Origin of the sequence: Bacillus cereus group sp. BfR-BA-01492 (assembly GCF_022662815.1) — a bacterium.
GTDB classification, from domain to species: Bacteria; Bacillota; Bacilli; order Bacillales; family Bacillaceae_G; genus Bacillus_A; species Bacillus_A cereus_BD.
Genome location: NZ_JAKUEH010000003.1, coordinates 192,124 through 217,672, shown reverse-complemented (window position 1 = coordinate 217,672; position 25,549 = coordinate 192,124). Strand labels below are relative to the sequence as shown.

Genomic DNA, 25,549 nt, shown 5'->3' with positions numbered 1-25,549 from the left:
AAGTATTTTAGTTATACTTTCAAAATACAAATGTACAAAGAAAAGGTACCCCTGCTGCAAGGTACCTTTTCCAAGGGGCATAACTCATTATCTTACCAATCGATGGTCATAGAAATAGTGAAGCCTTACCAATGAGTTATATTATAGATTGATTCCACCCAAATTATTATGATTGGATTTATTTTTGTTTGAAAGGATATATCCCCTTACCTTGATGGTTTAGGATACTTTCGATCCAGAAGTATTTTCTACCGATGGAACTGGTTTTTCGTTTTTTTGTTTTGCAACAATAAGACCAATCATTGCCCCTAAACATGATGGTAACAGCCAACCGATGCCTTCTGTATATAATGGAATCCATTCAAAGTAAGAAGTAATAAATGAAACAGAAACATTTCCTTGTTTTAAACCATCAAACACACTCATTACTCCTGCGCCGACTAAAGCGCCAACATAAACTGAGCGATAACCGCCAAAAAATTTATGAAGTAGTGAAAGGAGTACAAGGACAATTGCGATTGGATATACAACAAGTAAAATTGGTATAGAGATTGCGATAATTTTTGTTAATCCTAAGTTAGCTACGAGAAGTCCAACTACACAAATGATTCTAGCGAAATTTGTGTATGAAAATTTTGTCAATAATGTTGAGAAATATTGGCTACATGCTGAGACGAGTCCTACGCATGTTGTCAAACAAGCAAGTGTTACAATGATAGCTAATAAAGAAAGACCATATGGACCGAATAGTTGTTGAACAATCACTGTAAGTAATTGACCACCATTTTTCGCATATCCAAGTGAAACGCTCGTTACACCTAACCAACCGAGTGCAACGTATACAAGGATGAGTCCGATAGCGGCAATAAGGCCTGCTTTTGTTGTTGCGATTGCAACCGTTTTTCGATCTTCTACACCTTTTGAGCGAATGGCGTTTACAACAATAATTCCAAATGCAAGTGCAGAAATCGTATCCATTGTTAAATATCCTTCCATAAATCCTTTAAAAATAGGGGAAGTTACATAGTCTTGCATAGCTGGCCCTGATTGGCCAAGTGGCGTAAACACACTTTTTACAAATAATAAGAAAATAGAAAATAATAAAATAGGTGTTAATATATTTCCAATACGATCTACTAGCTTAGAAGGATTTAAGCTTAGCCAATAGACAAGAGAAAAGAAAACGACTGTGTACACAAATAGTGTAAGTGAACTAGTACGGACGTCTTCGGGTAAAAATGAACTAATTCCCATTTCATAAGCAACATTTGCAACACGTGGAATTCCCATAGATGGACCAATTGAAATATAAACGATAACTGCAAAGAAAATTCCGAATATTGGGTGAACGTGACTTGCAAGTTGCTGCATTCCACTTCCAGAAAGAGAGATTGCAATAACGGTTAATAAAGGTAAGCCAACACCTGTTAATAAGAACCCAACCATAGCTGGCCAGAAATGATCACCTGCATTTTGTCCAAGCATTGGAGGGAAAATTAAATTACCTGCTCCAAAAAATAAAGAGAATAGCATAAGTCCTGTGAAAAACACATGCTTTTTTGATACAGTGTTCATTGTTTTTTCCTCCTTTTATAAAAGTTCATTCGTAAGAACATAAAAAACTCGCCCCTTCATAAAGGGACGAGTTAGATTACCCGCGATACCACCCTAATTTATACATGTAGAAAAATATCTATCTGTATACGGCTTTGCAACGTACAACATGATACGTGTTCCTTGTAACGGAGGACAGCCGGTGAGAACTTACTATTTCTTTCAGTTCTACTTCTCGGAGATGATTTTCGGTTATGCACTGAACATTGGCTTGCAGCAAAATGCCAACTCTCTGGGGAACAGCTCTATAACGTACTCGTTCTCGTCAATGAATTTTCTTTAAGTATTTTGACAGTATTTTTGCATGTTTTTTCAAAAAAGTCAATAGTTTTTTTGTATGAAACTTTGTGGAAGCGTATTGATATAGGAAATGGAGCGTATGTAATTTGCCAGAGCTTCTTGATCTGTTGGGCCTTCGATTTGATTTCGCCCTGCTTTAAACACACTGAATTTATCTCCGCCATTTGCTAAAAATGAATTGATTACAACTGAATATACTTCATTATCTCGCAAGGGTATTCCATTTTCTAGTGAAATATTTTGTAAAGTATAATCCTTCAAACTGTAATGGAGTCCTGAAACTTGTAAAATACGAGTTTCATCTTTCCATTGTTCTTGCAAGGCTCTTCTAATTTCTTTTCCGGATAGCTCCATTTTAATAAGTTTGTTTCCAAATGGCTGTATGAGAAAAGTATCTTCCCATGTAATGCTTCCTTTCTGTAAGTCGTATCGAATGCTTCCAGGATTTACAAAGGCAATATCAGCATTCATCGTTTGGCGTTGTGCTGTAGCAATCAGTATTCCTAAATCGGATTCTCCATGTTTATTCTGGTTTCGAGTGAGCTTGTAATTCGTTACGCCTAATGGCTCTTCTACCTTAGAACGAATTTTTGAAGAATAAGTCTGTAACCATGATGTGATGTGTGGATTCGGTAGAAGTTTCTCTTGATAAACAGGGATAATCTCGGCCTGTTTTTTCATAATGTCTTTCGTTGTTCGATTTAAGGTAAGAGTAACGTTTGAAAAAGCTTTTCCATAAGAATAAGCTTGAACAAGTAATTTTTCGTTCACATTTCCGTTTATATAAGAATGAGTGTGTCCCCCAAAGATAATATCAACATCAGCGTCTACTTTATTTGCTAGATGAGCTAGTTCTCCATTTGTAATACCTTCTTTTGTGCGACCACCAAGGTGTGCAAGAATGATAAATGCATGAATGCCTTGTTGTTGTAGGTGACGCACATAATCATTAACTGTAGAGGCTTCATCTAAAAAGCGAACAGAGGGCATATCGCTATACATTGTGACAAAAGGAGTATCTTTTGTGGTGATCCCAATAAATGCAATGGGAATTCCTTCAATCCATTTAATCGTATAAGGTGGAAAGAGGGGTTGATTGCTACGATTATCTACTGCATTTGCACATAAGTAAGGAAATGCACTACCAGAAAAAGTAGTTTTTTTATAAAAAAGTTCACCATTAATGAGTTGGTGTAGCGTAATAGGACCTTTATCAAACTCATGATTTCCAACTGTACCTACATCAAATTGTAGTTTGTTGAGAAATTCCATAGTTGGTTCGTCATGAAATAATGCTGAAATAGGAGGGCTCCCACCGATCATATCCCCAGTATGTACAAGCAAAGTATTCGGATTTTTCATGCGATACATTTGAATATAGCTAGCGAGGTAATCTGCACGTCCGACAGCTTTTCCATGTAGCATAGATGTTGTATTTAATTGTCCATGAAAATCGTTGAGACTCATAATCTGCATGGATATGTTCGGGGAAGGAATGAAAATAGAGATAACCAATTTCATCAAGAAAGTAAACAATAAGAAGGGATACATGATGATACTCCTCTCTGCAACACATTTTTTTGAAACGGTCTCTTCTAAAAGTCTGGGGGATCGTAAGACTATCACCTCAAAAAATGCAGATTCGTAAAACGTTAGTTATGAAGAATACAAGTATAGATGGAGAGACTTCTCTGTTTGAAGGTTCACTTTAGTGTATGAGAGCGAAAAAATATTTTTTGTAAAATTTGTGTAAAACAATATAAAGGATTGTTAAATTTACAGACAAATAAGATAATTATGGGGATAGAGCAGGAATTTTGAAATTTTATAGAGAATAATACAACAATCCACTTGCTGGAAAGAACAAACCTAAAAAGAGGTGACGGAAATGCTTGCAATGGGAGCTTTATTGGGGATTCTTGCTATTTGTAGTTTTATATGGTTATATTATTCACGTTCGTTTAAACAAGCAGAAGTGTTACTCTTTCCAAAAGGTAGTTTGTTGACAAACCAGTCTAGATATTTAGTATGTCCAAAGTGTGGAAGTGCACAGGCTAGAAGTGGAGGCTATCAAGAGTGTTGCAAAATGAGATTATGAAATGAGGAAGCCTCACAGATAGATGTGAGGCTTCCTTACGCTTTTATCGCGCTCCAAATCGTCCAACAATCACGTTCAATAATGGGTGAAATAGGATTGAGCTCAGTATGAATATGTTGTAGAAGGTGAGAGAGTTCGGCGTCTGTTCATTCATATAAGTGAGTACAAATGATAATTATTTCTTATATTAGCAAGATAGAGGGGATCGAGTGAAGAGAAAATATGTATTATGTCTATGCATAGTCTTACTTGTATCATGTAGCAAAATAGGACAGCCGAAAGAGCGAGAACGAAACGAAGAGATGGTGAGTATTGTGCAAGAAAACATAGAAGTTACCATTTTACAAAAAGGAAAGATAGAAAAGGTTTTGAAAGAGGAAGAGGCAAAAAGGGTAGTAGATATTATTCATAAAGCTAAAAAACAAGAGATAATAATAGGAAGCTTCGGAGAACCTGAGTATGAAATACAAATTGAGAAGGAAGGGAAAAAGGAAATATATCGTGCATGGCTCAGAGGAGAATCTCGCGAAGGGTGGCTTCAAAATGAGAAAGGGATATATAAGATTCCTAAAAAGGAGACAGAGCAGCTTCTAGCTCTCCTTCCAATGATTCATCATAATCATACAGAGGGGGTAAGCTTAGCAGAAGTAACAAAAAATGATATGCAAATTACAGCTTTTCATATTAAAGTAGATAATAACAATGTACATTATACTATATTTTATACAATCTCAAATTCTTTATATAAAGCGTTGGAAACCGAAAAGGAATATTATTTTCAAATTGTGTTTCCAGAAAAGATTCAACAAATAATTGGCCGGAAAACGAGTGAAATGATTGTAGGCGAGCAAGTAAGAGAAGGATATAAACAATATGAAGCTCATTTTATCGTACCACTTAACAATGTATCAGTTTCACAGCAAAAGGCAATAGAATTATATTATGATTATTATGATTTATACATGTTAAATCATAGTAAAGAAAGAATGGGTACATTTCGAAATATTATTCAAATTGTAAAAGATTATGGTGAAAACATGAATTTTCAAAGATGAATGTAATCTTTCCTAGGAAATGATAATGGAGCTAGCCAAGAGGTTCGCTCCATTACTTTGTTTTTGCAGAAGGCTCATTCATTGATTTTCTTGTAATAAGATAAGAGATCATAAGAGCAGAAAGAATAATTAGAGAAATAACGAAATGATTCGGTAACAGATCTAATAAGACGTAGCTAACTGTATAGAAAATGAGTGTAGAAGCTAAAAAAGAAAGAGTCCCTATTATGAAAACTTGTAATGTCATGTTATAACCTCCTTTCATTTATATTTTTGGCTAAAATTAGATGTTATAAACATATTTTTCAATAAAAGAGAAAATTATGGCATAATAGAAAGAAAAAAGGAGAAAGTGATGCAAAAGAAAAATACAAAGGGATTATGGGGAGTTTTGGCTGCAGTTGGAATCTTTTTATTTTCTAAACTGAAATGGGTATTAGCAATTTTTAAATTTGCTAAATTTTCAACAGTATTTAGTATGTTACTATCACTTGGAGCATATGCAGCTATATATGGTTGGAAATTTGGAGTCGCGCTCATTTATTTACTTTTCGTACATGAAATGGGGCATTTATGGGCGGCGAAGCGAAAAGGTATACCTACGTCACCGGCAATTTTCATTCCATTTATGGGTGCTTTAATTGGAATGAAGGAGATGCCGAAAAATGCAAAGGATGAGGCATATCTTGCTTATATGGGACCTTTGTTTGGGTTGCTATCATTTTTACCAGCTATTCCGCTCTACATGCTAACGAATGAGCCATTTTGGGCGCTCGTGATTTTACTAGGAAGCATGTTGAATTTTTTTAATTTAATTCCGGTGTCGCCTTTAGATGGTGGAAGAATTATTTCGGTTGTTAGCACAAAAATTTGGATTGGCGGTCTTGTTCTATTGCTTGGATATTCCATTTTCTTTACAAGTATTATTGGATTTTTCATTTTTATCATAGGGTGCATGGAACTGTATCGAGTAATGAAGCGTGATAAGCCGATTAAAGAATTAGGTTACAAAGTAGAGATATTAAAAACATATCTTTCTAAGTTTCAGGAAGAGTTTTTGGAAACAGGAGTGGTGCATCGCGCGCTTTATGTAGCTCACCATGAAATGGGACAATTAAGACAAAAGGCGAAAGAAAAGAAGCTTGAAACAGGAGAAAGCCAAAAAATTGAAGTATTAGAGTATATCTTGCCTAAATTTGAATCGCTTGATTATGTGCCATATGAAGAGGAAAAAGAAGAACATACCAATCGTATGAAAGAAGCAATCGCGTTATTAGAAAGAAAAGGGGAGCAATGGGAAAAGGAAAAGCAACAACAAGAGGAGTATTATAACGTCGATGCGAAAACAAGATGGATCGTATTTGGTTGTTACATTGGTCTACTTGTAACATTAGGCTATGCTGCTTACGAAGGGCATGTTATTTTACAGCAATATTTACCAGAGCGAAATGTGTAGAAAAACAGTGTCGAAATGATAAGAAGTATTTATACAGGAATTCTTTTTCAATTAGAGAATGTTACAAATATAATAATTTATAGAAATAAATGTAATATTCATAGTGGAAAAGGAGTCGGAATATGAAGAGGATATTGGGTATACTGGGAATGATTATAGTAATGGGGCTTGCAAGCTATGGATGTATGAAAGTATTGTTACATTATGCAAGTAAACCTGCTAGTGTATCGACAATACCTAAAGTAGATGATGTGAAGGAAAAAAAGCATGTATTACAATTTATCCGTACAACCCATGAAGACTATAATGATTTTTTAAATTATGGTAAAGCGGATCAATATACAGAGGGAGATTGGAATCATCTTGTGAAATGGTTTCAAGAACAAGAGCAGTCTTTAAAAGATATACATAAACAAGTGAAAAATGAGAAGATAAAGCGCGATGTAAGACGGAGTTATGACGTTATGAAAATGGGTATAGAAGCACGGAATATTGAATATGTTGTGTATGCGCATCGGATTTATCATGATTTAGATATCATTGTAAATAAATATACGGGTGAGACAAATATATGGGGATATACGGAATTTGGAGACGGAAAAGAGGTACAAGTGATTGAACAAGTTCTTCAAAATAAACATAGCTAACCGAATGTCGGTTAGCTATGTTTATTTTGGAGAATATATAATGATGTATGGTATAGAACTCGTCTTGTGATCAATCGCCTTCACGAATCGATAAATCTACTTTCGCCTCATTTCTATCATATGAGAACTTTATTGCGGGATAGATTGAAATTGTTCATATATTTTTCACAAAAACACCATGTTTATAGTGATTAAAATCACAACGTTCTATCAAAAATTCTTTTACACTAACAGTAGTCAAGGAAACAGAGGAGTGAGATACAATGTTAAGTCAAAAAACAATTGAAATTGTAAAATCAACAGTACCATTATTACAAGAAAAAGGTGTTGACATCACGACACGCTTTTATCAAATTATGTTTGCGGAACATCCGGAGTTATTAAATATTTTTAATCATACAAACCAGAAAATAGGAAGACAACAACAAGCGCTAGCGAGTGCAGTGTATGCGGCAGCGATGTATATTGATAACTTGGAAGCAATTATTCCTGTTGTCAAACAGATTGGTCATAAACATAGAAGCTTAGGAATTAAAGCTGAACATTATCCGATTGTAGGAAAATGTTTATTACAAGCAATTAAAGAGGTAGCAGACGCGCCGCAAGAAGTGCTAGATGCTTGGGGCGAAGCGTATGGTGTAATTGCTGATGCATTTATTAGTATCGAGGCGGAAATGTATGAGGAAGCAGCAAAAAAAGAAGGCGGTTGGAAAGAGTTCCGTAACTTTATTGTTGTGAAAAAAGAGAAAGAGAGCGACGTCATTACATCGTTTTACTTAAAACCAGAAGATGGTGGCGAATTATCAACGTTTTTACCTGGTCAGTATGTAACGGTTCAAATTCGTATAGAAGGTGAAACGTATATACATAATCGCCAGTATAGTTTATCAGAGGCTCCTGGAAAAGAGTATTATCGCATTAGTGTAAAACGTGAAACAAGTGCAGAAGCACCGGATGGGAAAGTTTCTAATTACTTACACGACCATGTTCAAGAAGGAGATATTTTACCACTAAGTGCACCAGCTGGAGATTTTGTATTAAATATAGATTCAAACTTACCAGTTGTATTAATAAGCGGTGGTGTAGGAATTACACCTATGATGAGTATGTTTAATACGTTAACTGAGAAAGAAATGGACCGCGATGTATACTTCATTCATGCAGCGTTAAATAGTAAAGTCCATGCAATGAAAGAGCATGTCCAAAAGGTAGTAGAAAGTAAGGAAAGAGTGAAAGCATATACTTGTTATTCAGCACCAACAAAGCAAGATGTACAAGCAAAAAACTTTGAGAAAGAAGGATTTATTGATTTAGCTTGGTTACAATCTATTATTCCTTCAAATGAAGCGGAATTTTATTTCTGTGGTCCAGTACCATTTATGAAACATATCAATGCAGCGTTACTAGAGTGGGGCGTTCCAGCTGAACGCATTCACTATGAGTTCTTTGGACCAGCAGCTAGCTTACAATAAAGAGAATGTACCAAATAAAAAACGAGGTTATTTTACCTCGTTTTTTATTTGGTCTCGTAATAAACGATTAACAGTTTCGCGTCTTACACCAATGAGTTGACCAATTTCAGTTTGCGTTAATATTTCATAAATCGGAATTCCATCTAAATATAATGAAAACCATTGTTGTAAACGGTGGAGACGCTCCCTTGGCGAGACCGTTGTTAATTGATCAATGCGCTGTTGCATCATTCGTAATTTCGTTTGTAACTGCAACGCAACGTCAGCATATAATTCTGGATTTTTTTGCAGTTTATCATACCATTCTTGACTCATAATAGGTTCAATTTCAGTTTTCATTAAAGCGATGGCTGTTCCGTGGTATTCTTTAGGTGAAATTAAAGAATGGTGAGGAATGGTCTCACCTGGAACAATAATATTAAATAAAAATGGTGTTCCATCTTCTTGTAATCGAACCACTTTTAATAGTCCTGTTTTCACAAAGTATAAGGGTCCTTCTTCACCTTGGCGGAATAATAGCTCTCCTTTATGTAAAATCAATGTTAGCACCTCATTTAAATATTCCTATGTATTTTATTTTAATTGATATATTTTAATTTGTATTCATCATATGCATTTATATGTTGATTCATTTTTCAATACTTATTTGTTTTTTGCGGCATGGAGCGAAAACAGAATACATGATTGACTGTGCGTTTTCTATTTTGTATCCATGTTGTAATTGTATTGACGAAATGTATGCTATTACAGTAGTATACTATTTAGTGTGTAATAGTACGAACCATGAATATGCTGTAGGGGGTTTAGTATATTGTTAGATCCGAAAATGACTGATATGAAAATACCAGCTAATGCGATCATACATGTGGAAGAGATGACAGGCGGAGTCGTTCTATCCGTTTTAATAGATGGTCAAATCATTTATACAATGGCTTATGATGAGGAAACAGATAGTTATGCCGAACTATATGATCGAAATGACAAACGCGCGTGTCAAGTACATGAAGATTTTATGGGATGGTCACTCCTTCATTAAAAAGATGTCGATATGACATCTTTTTTATATAATAGGTAGATTATACAAAGGAATGCAATAAAGAGATTAAATCTGTAATAATTGATTTTGCATTGTTAGTGCTTTGTAACAGTAAGATAGCTGTTTTTTCGCTATGATAGGGGAGGAAGCAGTTATAAGGAGTGGTTAACTTGAGAAAAATGCATATATCAAATTTCATGCTGTTATGTATGTGCATTGTCCTATGTATTGTGTTAGGGGCCTTTTTGTATTCGTGTGTATAAAAAAACGCATTCTAAGGAGAACGCGTTATAGGAATGAAGTAATAATCAACCTCGTCCCAAGAATAATTAATGTAATGCGCAATAAGTTAATGATTGCATTTCCACTTAACTTTGTATTAATATAAGCTCCGATTTTCCCTCCAATCCAAGCACCTGGAATTAGAAGCAGCGCATAAATCCAACTCACATTACCAAGAGAGATATGAGTGAAAGAACTTACAATTGCTGATAATAAAACGATAAACATGGAAGTTGCAACAGCAATTTGAGCTGGAAAAGCAAACAGCAGCATCATAGCAGGAACGAGTAAAGCTCCTCCGCCAATACCGAATAGTCCAGATATGAAACCGACTATAAATGCGATAAGAATAGAAAGAAAGGGCGGGAACTGATAATAAACAGTATTTCCCTCAGTATCAGTGAAAGAACGCTTAATAACCGTTGCATTTGATAAGGAAAGAGGTTTCAGTTTATCGCGTAACATAAGAAGAATCGATACGAAAATAAGAAAGATTCCAAAGTATAAAGAGAAAGTATCTTGATTTAAAAATTTGTTTGCCCACGACCCAATGATGCCACCAGGACCACTACCAATAAATAAAATAAGTCCACTTTTGTAATCCACTCGTTTATGCTTCACATAAGCAAGAGTAGAAGAAAGACCTGTGAAAACAACAGTTACAATGGAAGTCCCTACTGCGATTTGTGGCGATAAGCTATGCAGTCCAATCAGTAAAGGAACAATGATAATTCCTCCCCCTAGCCCTACAAGACTTCCAATTGTCCCTGCAATTAATCCAATAAAAAGTAACATGATATACTCCAAAATTGCCAACTCCTCTACATAACAAATCCAACATTCATTATACACACTTTTTGAAAAGAAATAAGACTGTTCACAAAAAAGTCGCCTTCCTGGAAAAATAAGAAAGGCGACTTTTGATTAAAAAATGAAATGTAATACGTAATAGAATAAAGCTGCTAAAGAAGCAGAAATTGGGAGTGTAATAACCCAAGTAATTAACATTCGTTGGGCAGTTCCCCATTTTACACCTTTTACACGATGTGATGCTCCTACTCCTAAAATAGAGGAAGAGATGACATGTGTTGTACTAACTGGCAAGTGAATAAATGTTGCACCGAAAATAACAAGAGATGATGATAAATCGGCAGCTACCCCATTTACAGGGCGGATTTTCATAATTTGTCCACCGACAGTTTTGATGATTTTCCACCCGCCAATAGAAGTACCAAGTCCCATTGCGAGAGCACATGAGAATTGAACCCAGAGTGGAATATCTCCAGAACTATGGAGGTTATTTGTCATCAGTGCCATTGTAATAATACCCATTGCTTTTTGTGCATCATTTGTACCATGTGTATAAGCTTGTAAAGCTGCGGTTCCAACTTGGAATAAACGGAAATTTTGGTTTGTTTTCGTTAAGTTGAAATTTTTAAAAGCGACTTTAAAAATACTGTATACGATAAATCCAATTACAAATGCAACAATTGGTGAAATAATTAATGATTCGATGATTTTAATAAATCCTTTAAAGTTAATGGATGCTACACCAGCAGCAGCAATTGCAGCACCTGCGATTGCACCAATAATTGCATGCGAAGAACTACTTGGGATTCCATAGTACCAAGTAATTAAGTTCCACGCGATCGCAGCAAGTAAAGCGGCTAAAATAACTTCTGAACCGTTTTCTAATGCAAACGGATCAACGATATCTTTTGTAATTGTTTTTGCTACACCAGTAAATGTCATTGCACCTAAAAAATTCATAATAGCTGCCATAATAATTGCTTGTCGTGGCTTCAAAGCTTTTGTAGAAACAGCTGTTGCAATGGCGTTCGCTGTATCATGGAATCCGTTAATAAAGTCGAAAGCTAAAGCACAAATGACTATTAAAACAGTTAAAATCAAGACTGTATCCATGATCAAACTCCTTATGCGTTCTTCATAATAATTGTTTCTAACACGTTTGCTACGCTTTGGCAGCTATCAGCTACTTCTTCTAATTCTTCATAAATTTCTTTGTACTGAATGATCTTGATCGGATCTTTTTCACGAGAGAATAGATGCTTAATAGCATGACGACGAATATCATCACATTGTGATTCGTAATCTTTGATCTTAATTGCGTTTGTGCGAATGTCAAGCAGTTTCTTATTAGACATTAATTCTACAGAAGCAGCAATCTCAATTGCACATTGATTAATTGCTTCAACGAATTTAATCATGTATTCATCAGCTTCTGTGATAGAGTACATTTCGAATAAACCAGCACTGTGATCTAATCCGTCTAATACATCGTCCATGCTCATTGCCAGTTGCAAAATGTCTTCACGTTCAATTGGAGTAATAAACGCTTTGTTTAGCTCCATAATGATTTCGTGAATAAATGAGTCACCCTTTGACTCATATTCTTTCATGCGCATAGAAAATTCCTTGAGATCACTAGCGTTCTTAATTTTATATTCCACAAAGAACTTAGCGCCTTCTTTTAAATTTTCAGAAACATTCATTAACATTTCAGAAAATTTATCTTTTTTAGATTTAAAAACCATTATTGTTACCCCCACCGAAAAGTAATATATGTAAAATATATTGGCTAGTCAATTCTAACAAAAAACTGTCGTTTTTTAAAACATTTTATCGAAAAGTTTACAAAAACTTAACATAAGTTATATTGATGCATTAATAATATTAATAATCAGCTGTGAATATCTTACTTGTAGAATGTCCTTTTCTTGTAAAAAGTATGAATGTAAAAGAAATACTTTACACCTAAGAATGAATTACGATATTATAATAAATTTAAAAGGAGGGAGTTTCTTCCTTTTAACAAAAGAGTGTAAAGAAATGAAGGAAGTGGATAAATGAAATTGGACAACACTCATTTTAAGAACACGCTTGAGTGGTTCAACAAGAGAAAGAAACTGCGCAATACATTATTGATTTTAGGTGGTTTATTCATGACTCTCTTTGTTGCAATGAACATAATGATATCCATTCAAGACATATCAGCATTAAAACAAGCTGTTCCGCAACCAACACTCATTTATGATGCAAACAATGAAGTGGCAGCTAAGTTATCGTCTTCTAAAACAGAAGGAATTAAAAGAAAAGACATACCTGATATTATGGTTCAAGCTATAATATCAGTGGAAGACAAAGGTTTTTATAACCATCATGGAATTTATTATAGTGGAATTTTGAATGCTATATTAAAGAATGTTACTGCGGGTGAAGTCGTTGCAGGGGGGAGTACCATTACGCAACAGCTTGCGAAAAATGTATTTTTAACACAAGAACGAACATTTTCAAGGAAATTTAAAGAATATTTTTTAACGAAAAAAATAGAGCGCACATATACGAAAGATGAAATTATTGAGATGTATATGAATCAAATTTATTTTGGCGAAGGTGCTTGGGGTATAAGGAAAGCTGCTAAATCGTATTTTGATAAAGAAGTAAAAGACTTAACGATAGCAGAGGCTGCTACAATAGCTGGTCTTATTAAGGCTCCGTCTACTTACTCACCCTATAAAAATTTCAATAAATCCATTGAAAGACGGAATGTTGTGTTAGCTTTAATGAAGGAGCAAGGGTATATTTCGGAGGAACAATATAGCAAAGAAAAAGAAAAAGGTCTTGTACTACGCCGAGGTGTAGATGATAAATATAAAGGAAAATACTCGCAATATGTGGATTATATTGTAAGAGAAGCGATGGAGAAATATGATTTAACCCAAAATGAAATTTTAGCTGGTGGTTATCGTATTTATACCGAACTTGATCCTAAAAAACAGCAAGCAGTAGAAGATGTTGTGAATAATAATCGTTATTTTAAAGGTAGTAGCTCAGATCAATCACTTCAAACGGGCATTGTACTGATGAACCCGAAAACTGGTGGTGTTCCGGCACTAGTTGGTAGCAGGGGGCCATATCAATTTTTACAATTTAATCATGCGACGCAATTAAAGCGTCAACCAGGATCAACGTTAAAGCCGTTTGCAGTGTACGTACCTGCTTTAGAAGAAGGGTATGAAGTATATGATATATTGAAAGATGAACCACTGCATATAAAAGAATATGCACCTCAAAACAGCGATCATATTTTTCATGGGGATGTGACGATGTACGAAGCGATAGCAAAGTCTTATAATGTATCAGCTGTTTGGTTATTGGAACAAATCGGTTTAGAAAAAGGGCTGAAAGCATTAGAGCGTTTTGGTATTCCGTTGCAAGAAGAAGATCGTACGTATCCGATTGCACTCGGTGGAATGCATACAGGGACTTCCCCATTTGTCATGGCTCAAGCGTATGCGACATTTGCTAATAATGGTGTGCAGGTAGAGGGACATGCAATTAGAGAAATAAAAAATACTGAAGGCGAAACAGTAGGAAAATGGTATAAAAAAGAAACACGTATAACAACTGAAAAAGTTGCCCAAAAGATGACATATTTATTAAAGGGTGTTGTTGAAAAAGGAACAGGTGAAAAAGCAAAGCTGAAAAATATTGATACAGCAGGAAAAACAGGAACAACTCAAATTGTAGGCGGTCCAAGCAGTGGGGCAAAAGATTCATGGTTTGTAGGATATACCCCAGATTTAGTAGGAGCGATTTGGGTTGGATATGATAAGACGGACCATGAGCATTATGTACCAAGTGGCAGTCACATTACAACAACGATGTTTCGGGATATTATGAACAAAGCAGGAGAAAAACCATCTCAAAAAGCATTCCAGTTATCCTTAATACCGGAGGCTGAATATACAAAACAGTTACAAACAATTGAAGAAGAAAAAAGAAGGAAAGAAGAGGAGAAAAGAAGAAAAGAGGAAGAACAGCAAAGAAAGGAACAACAGAAAGAATGGATTGACAAGGTAAAAGAGTGGATTCCATTTTTTTAAAAAGAGGCGATGAAAAGATTCGCCTCTTTTTTTATGGTATGTGGATGTTTATATTTGCTGCAGTTGGTGATGTATACATAATTGAAATGGTTCCTTTACGAATCGGTTCGTAAGGTAGGTCTTCTTCATATTGTCCGTTGTTTTTATTGTGGATGGATAGAGTAATTTCATTTAGTCCTTGATTTTGATAGCGCTGTTGGAGTTCACTTGCAATTTGAGCGAAGTCTCGATAAGTGGAAGCCTCTGTAATGAGCATTCCCTTTATCACTCTTTTTTCTTTATGAGGGGAAGACGAAAGAGGTATCGTAGTTTGTTTTGCATATACGAGCTCATATGGAGCGGTAGCGCGGTTTTCAGCTGCGTTTGATGTTATGGTATAGATCAAAGTAAAAAAGAGTCCTGAACATAAAAAAATACAAAATATAAGGACGATCCCAAAGCGTTTTGACAATAAAACTTTCATTTTCATCCCTCTTTCATGTCATTTGTCTTCATTACTTATCATACAAAATTAGCATTAAGATAGCGTAAATTTGAAGTAAAGAAACGTAAAAGAGGGATGCATAAAAGAAAGAACCGTGTTATCACGAAGGAAAGAACATCTTGTGACAACATGGTTCTTATCATTTTTTATATTTCGTGTTTTTTTGGGGATAACGGAATAGAAATAAAAAAGGTTGTACCATTGGAATCACTAGAAACCTTTAAGGTACCAGCATGATTTTGAATAATTTTTTTCGTAACAGATAATCCAAGACCAGTCCCATCATCTTTCGTAGAAAAGAATGGATCGAATATATAGTCTTGAATTGCTGGAGGAATACCAATTCCATTGTCTTGAAATGTAATGCGTACAAAATTTTCTAGACGATGACTTGTAATTTGAATAGATAGAGGCTTATTGCTCTTTGCATCAACAGCATTTTGAAATAAGTTTAGAAAAACTTGAACAAGTTCATGTCGATCAATAGGAACAAGTACATCTTCCAATTCAGAAGATAGATTATATTCGATAGAGATATTATGTAAAAATGCTTCGCTAGCAAGCAATTGCTGAATATATTCACGTAAAAAATTGTTGATAGGAAATGGTTCCCGTTTAAATTCGTGAGCTTTTGAAATCGATAAAAATTTTGTGATAATACTATTTGCACGATCTAATTCAGGAATTAGTAAATTTTTAAAAAGTTCTTTATGAGCAGGTGAAACATTTGCTTGTAAAAATTGTAAGTATCCTCGTACTGTTGTAAGTGGATTGCGAACTTCATGTGCAATTCCAGCAGCGATTCGCCCAGATAAGGCAAGTTTTTCTGCATCACGTTCTGTATTCAAATAATGAAAAACACTAATCACGCGGAAAATTTCACCATTGTGATCACGAATAATACGATTGTTACAAATACCATAATTTTTATCTAATACTTCTTCATTATAGCTCTCTTTTCCCGTTTTTAATGTTTCTAGTGCTTTTATTTGTTCCGTTGGCAATTGTAATAAGTCTTGAATGGGCTTTCCAATTATAGCGCTTCTTACTACACCGAAATCATCAGCAGCTGCTTGATTACATAGTGTAATGATTCCGTTTCTATCAACAAAAGTCACATGATGAGAAAAGGCGTCGAAAATATGAATGAAGTGCTTTTCTAGTTGTTCAAATAGAAATAAAGAATCACAAGTAAGTTCAAAAATTGGTTCTTTGTCTTCTTTTGGAATATGCTCGATAGAATGCGCATTCCCTTTTTTCTGCATCTGGAAGCCAAGCTGAGAATTTTTATATGCAAAATGATGTGGTAAGTGATTCAATAGTTGCTCATAAAAATGAACTTTATTTTCTAACTCTTTTATTTGATTTTCCTGAGATAAAATAGTATCCTCTTGAAGCATAAGTAAATAACCCCTCAATTTAAAAATTCTTCCATATAGTATATCATATTTTTACAGAGAAACTAGTTTCATTTGATGAAAGACAAGGAAAGGAGGAGCATAAATGATTTCTATTGGATTAACAGGGTGGGGAGATCATGACTCTTTATATACAGATTCCTACGAAAATAGAAATAAATTACGAACATATAGTGAGTATTTTCCAATTGTGGAAGTCGATAGTTCATTTTATGCGATGCAACCCGCTCGTAATTATACAAAATGGGCAGGAGAAACGCCAAAAGATTTTTCATTTGTTGTCAAAGCATATCAAGGAATGACTGGGCATATGCAGGGAGAAATCCCATTTGCAACGATTGAAGAGATGTTTGAAGTGTTTAAGCAATCTATTCTACCTCTTCAAGAGGTAAATAAATTACAGGCGATATTATTCCAATATCCACCATGGTTCGATTGTCAGAAGAAAAATGTAGAATTACTGCGTTATACAAAGGAGAAAATGGAAGGGTTTCCATGTGCTATAGAGTTTAGAAATCAAACGTGGTTTCGTCCTCATATGCATGATAAAACATTACAATTTCTAGAACAAGAGAATTGGATTCATACAATTTGTGATGAACCACAAGCGGGTATTGGTTCCGTTCCACTTGTATTAGAAGCAACTCATTCTGACATGGCATTGATCCGTTTTCATGGACGAAATGTTCATGGTTGGCTTGATAAGAGCGAAAATTGGAGGGCAGTTCGCTGCTTATATCGCTATAATAGGCAAGAGTTGGCGGAATGGGTAGACCGATTAAAACAGTTGCAGAAGAAAACAAAAAATATATATGTACTATTTAATAATAATTCAGGTGGGGATGCAGCTGATAATGCAAAACAATTGATGGAAATGATGAATATTACATACGGGGAGCCAAAGCCAGAGCAGCTGAATTTATTTGAATAAGTAGAAGCTGATTGCTCGTGATGAGAAGATAGAAGATGTAGAAAAGAAAAGCACTGTACAAACAGGGGGAATGTACAGTGCTTTTCTATATGAAAAAGAGGGGTAACAATGTTACTGAGCGTTTGGTTGATTCATCAATTGTTGGCTTCTTAATAAATGATAATGGTTATCATTATCATTGTCAATGGTTTTTCAAAAATAAAATAAAAAAAATTTATATATATTTGAGATGAAACGACCTCCATCTACTTTTACATTTGTTCAGTAAAAAGAGGAGCTATAAAATTTTCGTAATACCCTTAGGAAGATGACTTCGCTTCAGTTTTTTTGGAAGAAAAGAATGCTCTTACATAAAATAATAAAAGAACAGCATTAACGCTGTTCTTTTTCTACAATATATTGTTGTAAATCAAAAGGAGTTATTTTTTGAACAAACTCCTTGGCGATAAGTGTTTGGACAAGTGTACTGTCTGAAATAGTAGCACCTGTTTTCTTTTGATACGCTTGTTTTAATAAATCAAGTTTTTCTACAATATCTTTTGGCAATTCAATTGTTAATGTGTCCATAATTTTTCCCCCTTATTGTTAGAGTACCACTATCATACTAGGAGAAACAAGAAAAGAGACTGTGAAACATAAAAAAGGTTACCAACAATTAATTTGGTAACCTTTTTTATGTATAAGAACAATATCTGTTTTATGCGATGCCGATATATTTTAAAGTTTTTGATGGGGTACTATGATCAAAGAAGTGTTGTAGAAATGCGATATCAACACCAGATTTATATGCACAATATCCCCAAGTTTTTCGAAGTGTATGTGAGCTAATCCCTTCTAAACCAACTTCTTTTGCTGCTTTATTTAAAATATACCATGCATGCTGTCTTGTAATAGATTTTGTTCCTTTTTGAGACTTTAATAATGGTTCATTTCGTTTCCACGATTTACGTTCTTTCATATACTCTTCAATTGCCTGCTGTAAGTCTTCATTTACAGCGAACCATTTATGTTTTTTCACTTTTTCATTGTAAAATAAAATGGAATGACGAACAGTGTCATTTTCATCGATGACATCTCCAACTTTTAATTGTAAGATTTCACTTACTTTTAGGCCAGAGTTAACTGCTAATACGAATAATAGGCCATCGCGTTTTGAAGATTGTAAAAGTATATTTTTGATTTTTTCTAATTGTTTCTCGTTTTGAATAGGTTGTCCTGCTTGTTTCATTTTATGCACTCTCCTCTTTTATATGTGTAAAGGAAAGGATTAACTTGGTTACTACTATAAAGGGAGAGTGTGAATTCCATGTGAACTCCTCGTGAAATTAAGGCAAATTATTTGACTTCTTTTACTTTTTGTAAATCAAAATAAAAAACAACACCATTGTCGATATTATATACACCGTAATTAGCGTGGTGCAGTTCTAAAATATTTTTGACAATGGATAGACCAAGTCCAGTTCCACCAGTATGACGGCTTCGTGAAGCATCTAAACGATAGAAGCGATCCCATATTTTTTGTAAGCTTTCATCTGGAATTGGGTTACCGTTATTTTCAATTTCAACTTTTACTTTCTCTTCTCCATCTATCACACGAATACAAATACGCTTTGTATCAGGTGTATAACGGATGGCATTACTTAGCAAATTCACAACAACTTGTTCCATACGATTTCGATTTGCCTTGACGTATATAGAACAATCTATATCCATTTCTACCTGTAAATGTTTTTCTTCCATACTAAATAATAACTTTGTATATACTTGCTGAATAAGATCACCAATTGAAAAAGTTGACATTTCTAATTTATAGGTACCAGATTCTAGTTTGGCTAGTTCTAACATTTCGACAATCAATCGATTCATATTTTCTGTTTCCTCTAAAATGACGTCCGTATAGTACGTTGTATCTTTACTAACACCGTCTTTAATTCCTTCTGCAAAACTTCTAATCACACTGAGTGGTGTTTTTAATTCATGAGATACGCCAGAAATAAATTCTTTTCTTGTTCGTTCTAATTGTCGTTCTCTTTCAATATCTTGTTGTAATTTTGTATTTGCGATATTTAGCCGGTCAATACGGTCTTTTAAATTCACAGATAACGTATTGATACTACTAGATAGACTACCAATTTCATCGTCTGCTGAAATTGGTAATTTTTCAGTGAAATCAAAGTTAGCCATTTTTTTTGTGACCCGATTGATTTTAATAAGCGGTTTTACAATGATTTTTGAATAATAAAAGGATAATAAAATAATAACAAAAAATACGATGATAAGTGCGTACACGTAGTAATCTTTTAAAACAAGCATCGCTTCATTAACAGGTTGCAACGAAGTCATGGCGAAAACAAATTCTTTAATATGTCCACTTTCTACAATAGGTTGTACAAAAATTTGACTTTTACCGTCATCATCATCACCTACTGGATAAGTAGTAAGTTCATTTGAGTTCGCATGATCAGGATTTAACGCAAAGTTCCATTGTTGAATGGCATACAATGTTTCTATATTATTTGCAAGGCGAATTTCATTTTTAGACGGAAGGTAAATTTGAGAAATAACACCTTCAAATGTACGAATAGTATATTTTGACTGTCCTTCCGTGTACTTATTTTTTGGAGTAATCAATGGCCCAATGTCAGCTAAGAGATTATCATTTCTCCATATATTATAATTTGTTCTAATTTTAGTAGGGAATATTGAATTTTGTCTTACAATCCCCTGAACTTGGATAGGATCGTTTACCTTCAACTGTAAATTTATAAATTTATTATATTCATCAATCGTTAAAATATTGTTAAGAGGAATCATAAGCTGCTTATTAGATAAACTATCAATGATTTCAATATAGTAATTATTTTCACTTTTTATACTTCCATCTGAACCTAATAATACAATATCGGAATTGGTTTTATCATGAAACTCCTGTTTTAGTTTTCTAACTTCTTCAAATGTACCATCACTTTTTTCGTAATTTGTCACAAATTTTTCAAAGGCCGTTTGAACTGTTTTTATTTTTTTATCGATATAAAACTTTTCTAAATATAAAGATTGTCCAATGAAAAAGAGGAGAAAAGTAATCGTAAATAGTGCCGCTGTTAATAAAAAAAGTTTAAAGACAATGCTTCTTTTTTTCACTTCTTCACCTCAGTATATGCATATAAATATTTTCTTTATTATAACAAACGATAGTAGCAAGTAGAAATTGAAAATCTGTCTCTGTTTAGAAGAGTTTTTTGTAAAAAGTCATATACTCGTATGGATGGTTTTCTAAATATATTTATGTATCATAGCGTGTTTCAGTATATTCTTTGTAAGTAGTAACTTTCTTATTTTCAAATGTAACAAAGAAATTGTCCTGAAATATGAAAAAAGAACTCACCAGACGTATGACGAGTTCTTTTATACTATTATTGTTGGATTGCTGCCTCTAAAGCAATTTCAATCATTTCATTAAATGTAGTTTGGCGTTCTTCTGCAGTTGTTTCTTCTCCCGTAAAAATATGGTCACTTACTGTTAATACAGATAGGGCATTTACACCATATTTTGCTGCCAATGTATAAAGTGCAGTTGTTTCCATTTCTACTGCTAATACACCGTAATCACCAAGTTTCTTCACCATATCCATACTTTCACGGTAGAACACATCTGCTGTTAATACATTACCAACACGAATATGAAGTCCTTTTTCTGTTCCTGCATCATATGCTTTCTTTAAAAGATCAAAGTTTGCAGCTGGTGCAAAATCGAAACCAGGGAATGTTAAACGATTAATATTAGAATCTGTACATGCTGTCATTGCAATGATCACATCGCGCACTTTAACATCTTTTTGAATGGCCCCACAAGTTCCTACACGAATTAAATTTTTTACTCCATAGCTTTGGATTAATTCGTTAACGTAAATGGAAATAGAAGGTACCCCCATGCCTGTGCCTTGAACAGAAACACGTTTCCCTTTATATGTTCCAGTGAACCCTAGCATACCACGCACGTTATTATAGCAAGTTACATCTTCTAAAAATGTTTCTGCGATATATTTTGCGCGTAATGGATCGCCAGGTAATAAAATAGACTCAGCAATTTCTCCTTGTTTCGCTTCAATATGAACGCTCATAAAATAGCCTCCTTCATTATGTATGAATATAAATCAATATCATCTGCATTATACACTAGTAATACTACCAATTTAAATCTTTTTCTTACTTGTAGTAAAATAGAAGGATTTCATAAATGGTTATATAGAATACATAAAAAGAGAGATGGAGTAAAGAAATAAGAGCCCTAATCGGTAAAAAGTGTGGTGGGTGATTCGATGAAAAATCTTGGTATTGCATTTGTAGCTTTATTATTGATTGTTGCTGGAGGTTTTTACATAAAGAAATATCAAGGAATAGCAGAAACAACTGCTATGATTCAAGAAGTGAAATGGGATATAAAGAAAGGAAAAGAAAATAAAAAAGTAGATCTTGAATTTCAATTGTTTAACAAAAAGAGTAATGCGATTCGAGGGGTAAATGATCAACTTCGAGCAGTTGTTGTAGATGGGAATTTAGGAGGGATACAGGAGGTAAAACCTACCTTTATCGGTAGTGGGTCATATAAAATCACGCAAAAGATAGAGAAAAGTAAGGAATATACTGTGTTTTTATATGAAGACCATAATAAAACGGAATCATCATTTTCTAAGAAAAACTTTGGAGAAAAAAATAAGAAAAAGCAAAAAGGTTTGGTAGAAGATACCATTTTAACAAAGAAGATTGGTGACCACCACGTTTCGCTTTTATTTGGTGCTCTACATCCAAATGAAGCGGCTACATTAACATTTCAGTTTCAATCTAAAAAAGGTGAGACGCTGAAAATAGGCTCTCATCGAGGAGTAAAAAGTACACTTTCCATTGTTGATGCAGCGAGAGAACATTTTATATATGGGGTACCTTTTCATGAGGAAGAACAATTGCAGTATCGCATAACATTTCCACAAGAAGGAACATATAAAATATGGGGGACGTTTTACTTAAATGATAAAAAATATAAACAGGAGTTTATTATACAAGTACAAAAACGAAAAAACAGCTAATCGTTAGCTGTTTTTTCGTTTTCCTATTAACTTTGTTACAGCAAGCATTGTAATGGGTAATGAATGGTTTTTCCTAAATGCTAAATATTTTCCGCTCCAAGCTGGTTTATATTTTTCTTTAAAATGTCGTAACCCGCTAAAACTATACGTATAACGTACATTGTTAAAAATAGCAGCAGCAACTCGTTCAGACCAAAATGATTGAGCAGACAATCCAACATTGGAAAGAGGTGCCATACCAATATTAAAGGAATGATAATCGTTTTCTTTCGCCCACTGGAATAGATGAATAAAGATGGCATCCATAATTCCGCTCGGTGCGTCAGGATAATAGCGCATTAAATCTACAGAAAGGATACCGCTTTGGTAAACAGGCATAAATGTTGTAAAGGCGATTATTTTTCCCTCTGCATCTGATAAAGTAGCGATTGGAGCACGATTAATATACTCTCTATCAAAATATCCAAGCGAAAAGCTTTTCTCTTTTTTTCCGCCAAGCCATGCGTCCGATACTTTTTTAAGCTCTTCATATAACGCATCTGAAAATGGAGGTTGGTGAATCGAGAATGTGTAACCTTCTCGTTCAAAACGGTTAAAAGTAGCGCGTAATCCAGCGCGTTTCTTTCCTGAAATCGTAAATGTATTTAAGTCGACAACAGCTTCCTCGCCAAGTTTAAAGAAGTTATAGCCAAAGTCATGATATAAACTCATCCATTTACTTTCAATTTGATAAAAAACGCAAATATAGCCAAATCGATCAGCCTCTATTAGAAATTCTTGAAGTACTGTCCGAAAGGAAGTAGGATCACCAATTGGATCGCCGAGTACGACTAACCGTTTTCCTGTTATGGAAAATAAAAGAAGTGCTTTTCCATCACTGCTGAAGAAGAATTGTTTATCTCCTAAAAAACCTAGATGGCTTAATACGTTTCCGCCATATTGGTCTAAAAAATTCTGCAAACGTTTATCGTTTGCTGGTTGCCCAGGAAATACATTGCGGTAACGGTTGGCAATGAGCGAACCGATAAGTAAAAAAGTTGGCACAAAGAACGTAGCGGCAAGCGCACTTCGTTTTACTTGTGTAATATTACGAACGACAAAATCAGGTTTAAATGCATCTTTTGCTTCTGCAAATATAACTCCTAAGTTTTTGTACAAATATAAAATAATGAATAAAAATATAAATAGTTTTATGACGTCTGAGAAAGATACTTCCATTTTCTCACGCACAAACCTTTTTCGGAGCATGTATAGAACAGCAAGTACAATGAGTAAAATGAAAGTTTCCTCAATATCAATCCCTTTTAACGTATTAAAAATAGCAGCACCAATTAATGAGACGATGGTCATATAGTAAGACCGTTTTGTACCATAGAAAATCCCTCTTGATAAAATAAAAAGAAGAATACCAAATGTGAGTGATAAGCTAAAAGAAAATTGAATTAAATGTTTTGGAGCTAAAATATGTAATGCGTGTGCACGTTCTATACTTGTTGGTAAAATCGTTGACAAAATAACCATTAAACCAGCAAAAGCTGTTAGCGCTGCAGAAGCCCAAGATCCTAATTTCCCGATGAAATCGCGCTGTAATGTCCAAAGAACCCCTGTTGTTTCTAAGGCAGGTGCGATAAATGGTTTGTCTTCTATTTTCTTTAGAGCAGCTCCTGTCATTTCAAAAGCAGCAAATATAAGGCCGAGGCAAAACGGTAAAATATAGTATACAAGTCTGTATAGTAACATTGCAGGTAATAAGACACCTGTATCAATCCCGTATTGTCCTAAACCACTCAAAAATACAAGGTCAAATGAACCAAGACCACCTGGGACAAGACTGATAACCCCAGCTAAAGCAGCAATTACATATACTCCTAAAAATTTATGAAAATCGATATGAATTCCAAATAGTATCAAAATCACATACATAACAATTCCAGCAGAAAGCCATTCCACTAAAGAAACAAGTGAATAGAGAACGGTTGGATTTTTCTCTTCTTCTTGTCCATCTACATTTTGTTTTTTTCTATTTTTTAGTTTTGAAAAACCAATATATAGAGGAACAAAAAGGGCGAAGAAGATGAGAACGGGCCATAGCCAAGGCTTTTCATGCAAAATAAACTGTGTATCTAATATTCCAATGAGACCAAGAAATGAGAGAAGTGCTAATCCATTAATAAAAGCAGTTGTCATCCAAGCAATGCTTTTAATCAGCTTTCCATTTTCATTTATGTAAGGACGATATAATATCGTACGTACACCAGCTCCAACTAGACCACCAAAGCCAAGAAATCCATTTAAAGTGTTAGCAGTCCAAGAAACACGAAAGATTTTTTTGACAGGTATATCTGCTTTCAAGTGCCGGAGCATAACGAAGTCATAAAAGAACATTGTTGATACAGCTAATGCACCAAGTGTAATCGCTAAAAAGACCCCTCCCGTTGGGATGTTTTTAATTGTTTCGATTGCGTCACGAAATGAAATCCCCGCTAGTTCTTTCCGTGCTTGAAAGAAAACAATTGTCAGTACAACAAATGGGAAAATAAATTTTCCAATTTGTAATAAACGTTTCCATGAAAACGACATAAATACAACTCTCCTTGTTTAATAAAACTGAGACAACAATATACTTTATTATGACAAACTTCAAAGAAAATAAAAAGGTGAATTCCAAAATAGTGAAGCTGTTTTTTTCTATTTTTCATTTGATATCTATTTAGAATGTTTTGTTTATTTTGAAAATAAGTTAAACTAAAGTAAAAATAAGGAAG

23 protein-coding genes, 1 pseudogene and 1 other annotated feature are annotated in these 25,549 nt (G+C 34.3%); of the genes and pseudogenes, 9 read left to right on the top strand and 15 right to left on the bottom strand.

The annotated features are described in order from the left end of the window. Positions 1–219: 219 nt before the first annotated feature. Positions 220–1,575 (bottom strand): branched-chain amino acid transport system II carrier protein BrnQ3, encoded by a 1,356-nt coding sequence (brnQ3, locus tag MR063_RS06335; protein ID WP_242195331.1) that lies wholly within the window; start codon positions 1,573–1,575, stop codon positions 220–222. A 59-nt stretch (positions 1,576–1,634) separates the two neighbouring features. After that, positions 1,635–1,892, bottom strand: a binding site (T-box leader). 43 nt (positions 1,893–1,935) lie between these two features. Next, a complete protein-coding gene (locus MR063_RS06330) occupies positions 1,936–3,465 on the bottom strand; it encodes a bifunctional metallophosphatase/5'-nucleotidase (protein WP_242195328.1) in 1,530 nt (509 codons plus the stop codon). A 337-nt stretch (positions 3,466–3,802) separates the two neighbouring features. Between MR063_RS06330 and MR063_RS06325 the strand changes: the two genes are divergently transcribed. Then, on the top strand, positions 3,803–4,012 hold the full coding sequence (locus tag MR063_RS06325) for a hypothetical protein (protein WP_242195325.1): 210 nt from the start codon (positions 3,803–3,805) through the stop codon (positions 4,010–4,012). Positions 4,013–4,047: 35 nt separating this feature from the next. On the opposite strand, the pseudogene MR063_RS06320 reads toward MR063_RS06325, so the two are convergent. Beyond that, a pseudogene (locus MR063_RS06320) lies at positions 4,048–4,158 on the bottom strand (class I SAM-dependent methyltransferase); the annotation flags it as partial. A 63-nt stretch (positions 4,159–4,221) separates the two neighbouring features. Between MR063_RS06320 and MR063_RS06315 the strand changes: the two are divergent. Beyond that, positions 4,222–5,067: a YhfM domain-containing protein gene (locus MR063_RS06315; RefSeq protein ID WP_242195323.1), complete on the top strand. Its 846-nt coding sequence runs from the start codon at positions 4,222–4,224 to the stop codon at positions 5,065–5,067. Positions 5,068–5,119: 52 nt separating this feature from the next. On the opposite strand, the gene MR063_RS06310 is transcribed toward MR063_RS06315, so the two are convergent. Next, positions 5,120–5,314, bottom strand: a complete 195-nt coding sequence (locus MR063_RS06310) for a hypothetical protein (protein ID WP_242195320.1) — start codon at positions 5,312–5,314, stop codon at positions 5,120–5,122. Positions 5,315–5,422: 108 nt separating this feature from the next. On the opposite strand from MR063_RS06310, the gene MR063_RS06305 reads away from it, so the two are divergent. From MR063_RS06305 to hmpA, 3 genes are all read left to right on the top strand, one after another. Further along, positions 5,423–6,523, top strand: a complete 1,101-nt coding sequence (locus MR063_RS06305) for a site-2 protease family protein (RefSeq protein WP_242195317.1) — start codon at positions 5,423–5,425, stop codon at positions 6,521–6,523. A 122-nt stretch (positions 6,524–6,645) separates the two neighbouring features. Next, positions 6,646–7,170 (top strand): hypothetical protein, encoded by a 525-nt coding sequence (locus MR063_RS06300; protein WP_242195314.1) that lies wholly within the window; start codon positions 6,646–6,648, stop codon positions 7,168–7,170. A gap of 263 nt (positions 7,171–7,433) precedes the next feature. After that, entirely contained in the window at positions 7,434–8,642 is a 1,209-nt protein-coding gene (hmpA, locus tag MR063_RS06295) for an NO-inducible flavohemoprotein (RefSeq protein WP_242195311.1), read from the top strand. Positions 8,643–8,669: 27 nt separating this feature from the next. Here hmpA and MR063_RS06290 read toward each other — a convergent pair whose 3' ends face one another. Continuing rightward, complete coding sequence (locus MR063_RS06290; protein WP_242195308.1) at positions 8,670–9,182, bottom strand: Crp/Fnr family transcriptional regulator; 513 nt, start codon at positions 9,180–9,182, stop codon at positions 8,670–8,672. Between the two features lie 271 nt (positions 9,183–9,453). On the opposite strand from MR063_RS06290, the gene MR063_RS06285 reads away from it, so the two are divergent. After that, positions 9,454–9,678: a hypothetical protein gene (locus tag MR063_RS06285; RefSeq protein WP_242142603.1), complete on the top strand. Its 225-nt coding sequence runs from the start codon at positions 9,454–9,456 to the stop codon at positions 9,676–9,678. A 288-nt stretch (positions 9,679–9,966) separates the two neighbouring features. On the opposite strand, the gene MR063_RS06280 is transcribed toward MR063_RS06285, so the two are convergent. The 3 genes from MR063_RS06280 to MR063_RS06270 all read right to left on the bottom strand — a co-directional run bounded on the left by MR063_RS06280 (position 9,967) and on the right by MR063_RS06270 (position 12,515). Then, positions 9,967–10,767 (bottom strand): sulfite exporter TauE/SafE family protein, encoded by an 801-nt coding sequence (locus MR063_RS06280; RefSeq protein WP_242195305.1) that lies wholly within the window; start codon positions 10,765–10,767, stop codon positions 9,967–9,969. Positions 10,768–10,884: 117 nt separating this feature from the next. Next, a complete protein-coding gene (locus MR063_RS06275) occupies positions 10,885–11,883 on the bottom strand; it encodes an inorganic phosphate transporter (protein WP_242142605.1) in 999 nt (332 codons plus the stop codon). An 11-nt stretch (positions 11,884–11,894) separates the two neighbouring features. After that, positions 11,895–12,515: a DUF47 domain-containing protein gene (locus tag MR063_RS06270; RefSeq protein ID WP_242142606.1), complete on the bottom strand. Its 621-nt coding sequence runs from the start codon at positions 12,513–12,515 to the stop codon at positions 11,895–11,897. Between the two features lie 312 nt (positions 12,516–12,827). On the opposite strand from MR063_RS06270, the gene MR063_RS06265 reads away from it, so the two are divergent. Further along, positions 12,828–14,867 (top strand): transglycosylase domain-containing protein, encoded by a 2,040-nt coding sequence (locus MR063_RS06265; protein WP_242195302.1) that lies wholly within the window; start codon positions 12,828–12,830, stop codon positions 14,865–14,867. Between the two features lie 31 nt (positions 14,868–14,898). Here MR063_RS06265 and MR063_RS06260 read toward each other — a convergent pair whose 3' ends face one another. Together MR063_RS06260 and MR063_RS06255 are read right to left on the bottom strand one after the other, a co-directional pair. Next, positions 14,899–15,330, bottom strand: coding sequence for a hypothetical protein (locus MR063_RS06260; RefSeq protein ID WP_242195299.1), 432 nt, complete (start codon positions 15,328–15,330; stop codon positions 14,899–14,901). A 167-nt stretch (positions 15,331–15,497) separates the two neighbouring features. Continuing rightward, on the bottom strand, positions 15,498–16,751 hold the full coding sequence (locus MR063_RS06255; protein ID WP_242195296.1) for an ATP-binding protein: 1,254 nt from the start codon (positions 16,749–16,751) through the stop codon (positions 15,498–15,500). A gap of 103 nt (positions 16,752–16,854) precedes the next feature. On the opposite strand from MR063_RS06255, the gene MR063_RS06250 reads away from it, so the two are divergent. Further along, complete coding sequence (locus tag MR063_RS06250; RefSeq protein WP_011984258.1) at positions 16,855–17,700, top strand: DUF72 domain-containing protein; 846 nt, start codon at positions 16,855–16,857, stop codon at positions 17,698–17,700. A 372-nt stretch (positions 17,701–18,072) separates the two neighbouring features. Here the strand turns inward: MR063_RS06250 and MR063_RS06245 are convergent, their stop codons facing one another. The 4 genes from MR063_RS06245 to deoD all read right to left on the bottom strand — a co-directional run bounded on the left by MR063_RS06245 (position 18,073) and on the right by deoD (position 21,821). Next, complete coding sequence (locus MR063_RS06245) at positions 18,073–18,267, bottom strand: DUF3924 family protein (protein ID WP_242142611.1); 195 nt, start codon at positions 18,265–18,267, stop codon at positions 18,073–18,075. A 130-nt stretch (positions 18,268–18,397) separates the two neighbouring features. After that, the gene (locus MR063_RS06240; RefSeq protein ID WP_242195293.1) at positions 18,398–18,928 is read right to left on the bottom strand and encodes a tyrosine-type recombinase/integrase; all 531 of its coding nucleotides are present in this window, start codon (positions 18,926–18,928) and stop codon (positions 18,398–18,400) included. A 107-nt stretch (positions 18,929–19,035) separates the two neighbouring features. Next, positions 19,036–20,841 carry a sensor histidine kinase gene (locus MR063_RS06235; protein ID WP_242195290.1) on the bottom strand — a complete coding sequence of 602 codons (1,806 nt, stop codon included), beginning with the start codon at positions 20,839–20,841 and terminating at the stop codon, positions 19,036–19,038. Positions 20,842–21,113: 272 nt separating this feature from the next. Continuing rightward, entirely contained in the window at positions 21,114–21,821 is a 708-nt protein-coding gene (deoD, locus tag MR063_RS06230) for a purine-nucleoside phosphorylase (RefSeq protein WP_011984262.1), read from the bottom strand. 183 nt (positions 21,822–22,004) lie between these two features. On the opposite strand from deoD, the gene MR063_RS06225 reads away from it, so the two are divergent. Beyond that, positions 22,005–22,784: a hypothetical protein gene (locus MR063_RS06225; RefSeq protein WP_242195287.1), complete on the top strand. Its 780-nt coding sequence runs from the start codon at positions 22,005–22,007 to the stop codon at positions 22,782–22,784. A 3-nt stretch (positions 22,785–22,787) separates the two neighbouring features. Here MR063_RS06225 and mprF read toward each other — a convergent pair whose 3' ends face one another. Next, a complete protein-coding gene (gene mprF / locus MR063_RS06220; protein ID WP_242195284.1) occupies positions 22,788–25,364 on the bottom strand; it encodes a bifunctional lysylphosphatidylglycerol flippase/synthetase MprF in 2,577 nt (858 codons plus the stop codon). Between the last annotated feature and the right edge of the window lie 185 nt (positions 25,365–25,549).

What these genes read in the sequence shown, in the direction of transcription:
- brnQ3 (WP_242195331.1), bottom strand. Translation starts at nt 1,575, where the DNA reads ATGAACACTGTATCAAAAAAGCATGTGTTTTTCACAGGACTTATGCTA.
- MR063_RS06330 (WP_242195328.1), bottom strand. Translation starts at nt 3,465, where the DNA reads ATGTATCCCTTCTTATTGTTTACTTTCTTGATGAAATTGGTTATCTCT.
- MR063_RS06325 (WP_242195325.1), top strand. Translation starts at nt 3,803, where the DNA reads ATGCTTGCAATGGGAGCTTTATTGGGGATTCTTGCTATTTGTAGTTTT.
- MR063_RS06310 (WP_242195320.1), bottom strand. Translation starts at nt 5,314, where the DNA reads ATGACATTACAAGTTTTCATAATAGGGACTCTTTCTTTTTTAGCTTCT.
- MR063_RS06305 (WP_242195317.1), top strand. Translation starts at nt 5,423, where the DNA reads ATGCAAAAGAAAAATACAAAGGGATTATGGGGAGTTTTGGCTGCAGTT.
- MR063_RS06300 (WP_242195314.1), top strand. Translation starts at nt 6,646, where the DNA reads ATGAAGAGGATATTGGGTATACTGGGAATGATTATAGTAATGGGGCTT.
- hmpA (WP_242195311.1), top strand. Translation starts at nt 7,434, where the DNA reads ATGTTAAGTCAAAAAACAATTGAAATTGTAAAATCAACAGTACCATTA.
- MR063_RS06275 (WP_242142605.1), bottom strand. Translation starts at nt 11,883, where the DNA reads ATGGATACAGTCTTGATTTTAACTGTTTTAATAGTCATTTGTGCTTTA.
- MR063_RS06270 (WP_242142606.1), bottom strand. Translation starts at nt 12,515, where the DNA reads ATGGTTTTTAAATCTAAAAAAGATAAATTTTCTGAAATGTTAATGAAT.
- MR063_RS06265 (WP_242195302.1), top strand. Translation starts at nt 12,828, where the DNA reads ATGAAATTGGACAACACTCATTTTAAGAACACGCTTGAGTGGTTCAAC.
- MR063_RS06260 (WP_242195299.1), bottom strand. Translation starts at nt 15,330, where the DNA reads ATGAAAGTTTTATTGTCAAAACGCTTTGGGATCGTCCTTATATTTTGT.
- MR063_RS06255 (WP_242195296.1), bottom strand. Translation starts at nt 16,751, where the DNA reads ATGCTTCAAGAGGATACTATTTTATCTCAGGAAAATCAAATAAAAGAG.
- MR063_RS06250 (WP_011984258.1), top strand. Translation starts at nt 16,855, where the DNA reads ATGATTTCTATTGGATTAACAGGGTGGGGAGATCATGACTCTTTATAT.
- MR063_RS06245 (WP_242142611.1), bottom strand. Translation starts at nt 18,267, where the DNA reads ATGGACACATTAACAATTGAATTGCCAAAAGATATTGTAGAAAAACTT.
- MR063_RS06240 (WP_242195293.1), bottom strand. Translation starts at nt 18,928, where the DNA reads ATGAAACAAGCAGGACAACCTATTCAAAACGAGAAACAATTAGAAAAA.
- deoD (WP_011984262.1), bottom strand. Translation starts at nt 21,821, where the DNA reads ATGAGCGTTCATATTGAAGCGAAACAAGGAGAAATTGCTGAGTCTATT.
- mprF (WP_242195284.1), bottom strand. Translation starts at nt 25,364, where the DNA reads ATGTCGTTTTCATGGAAACGTTTATTACAAATTGGAAAATTTATTTTC.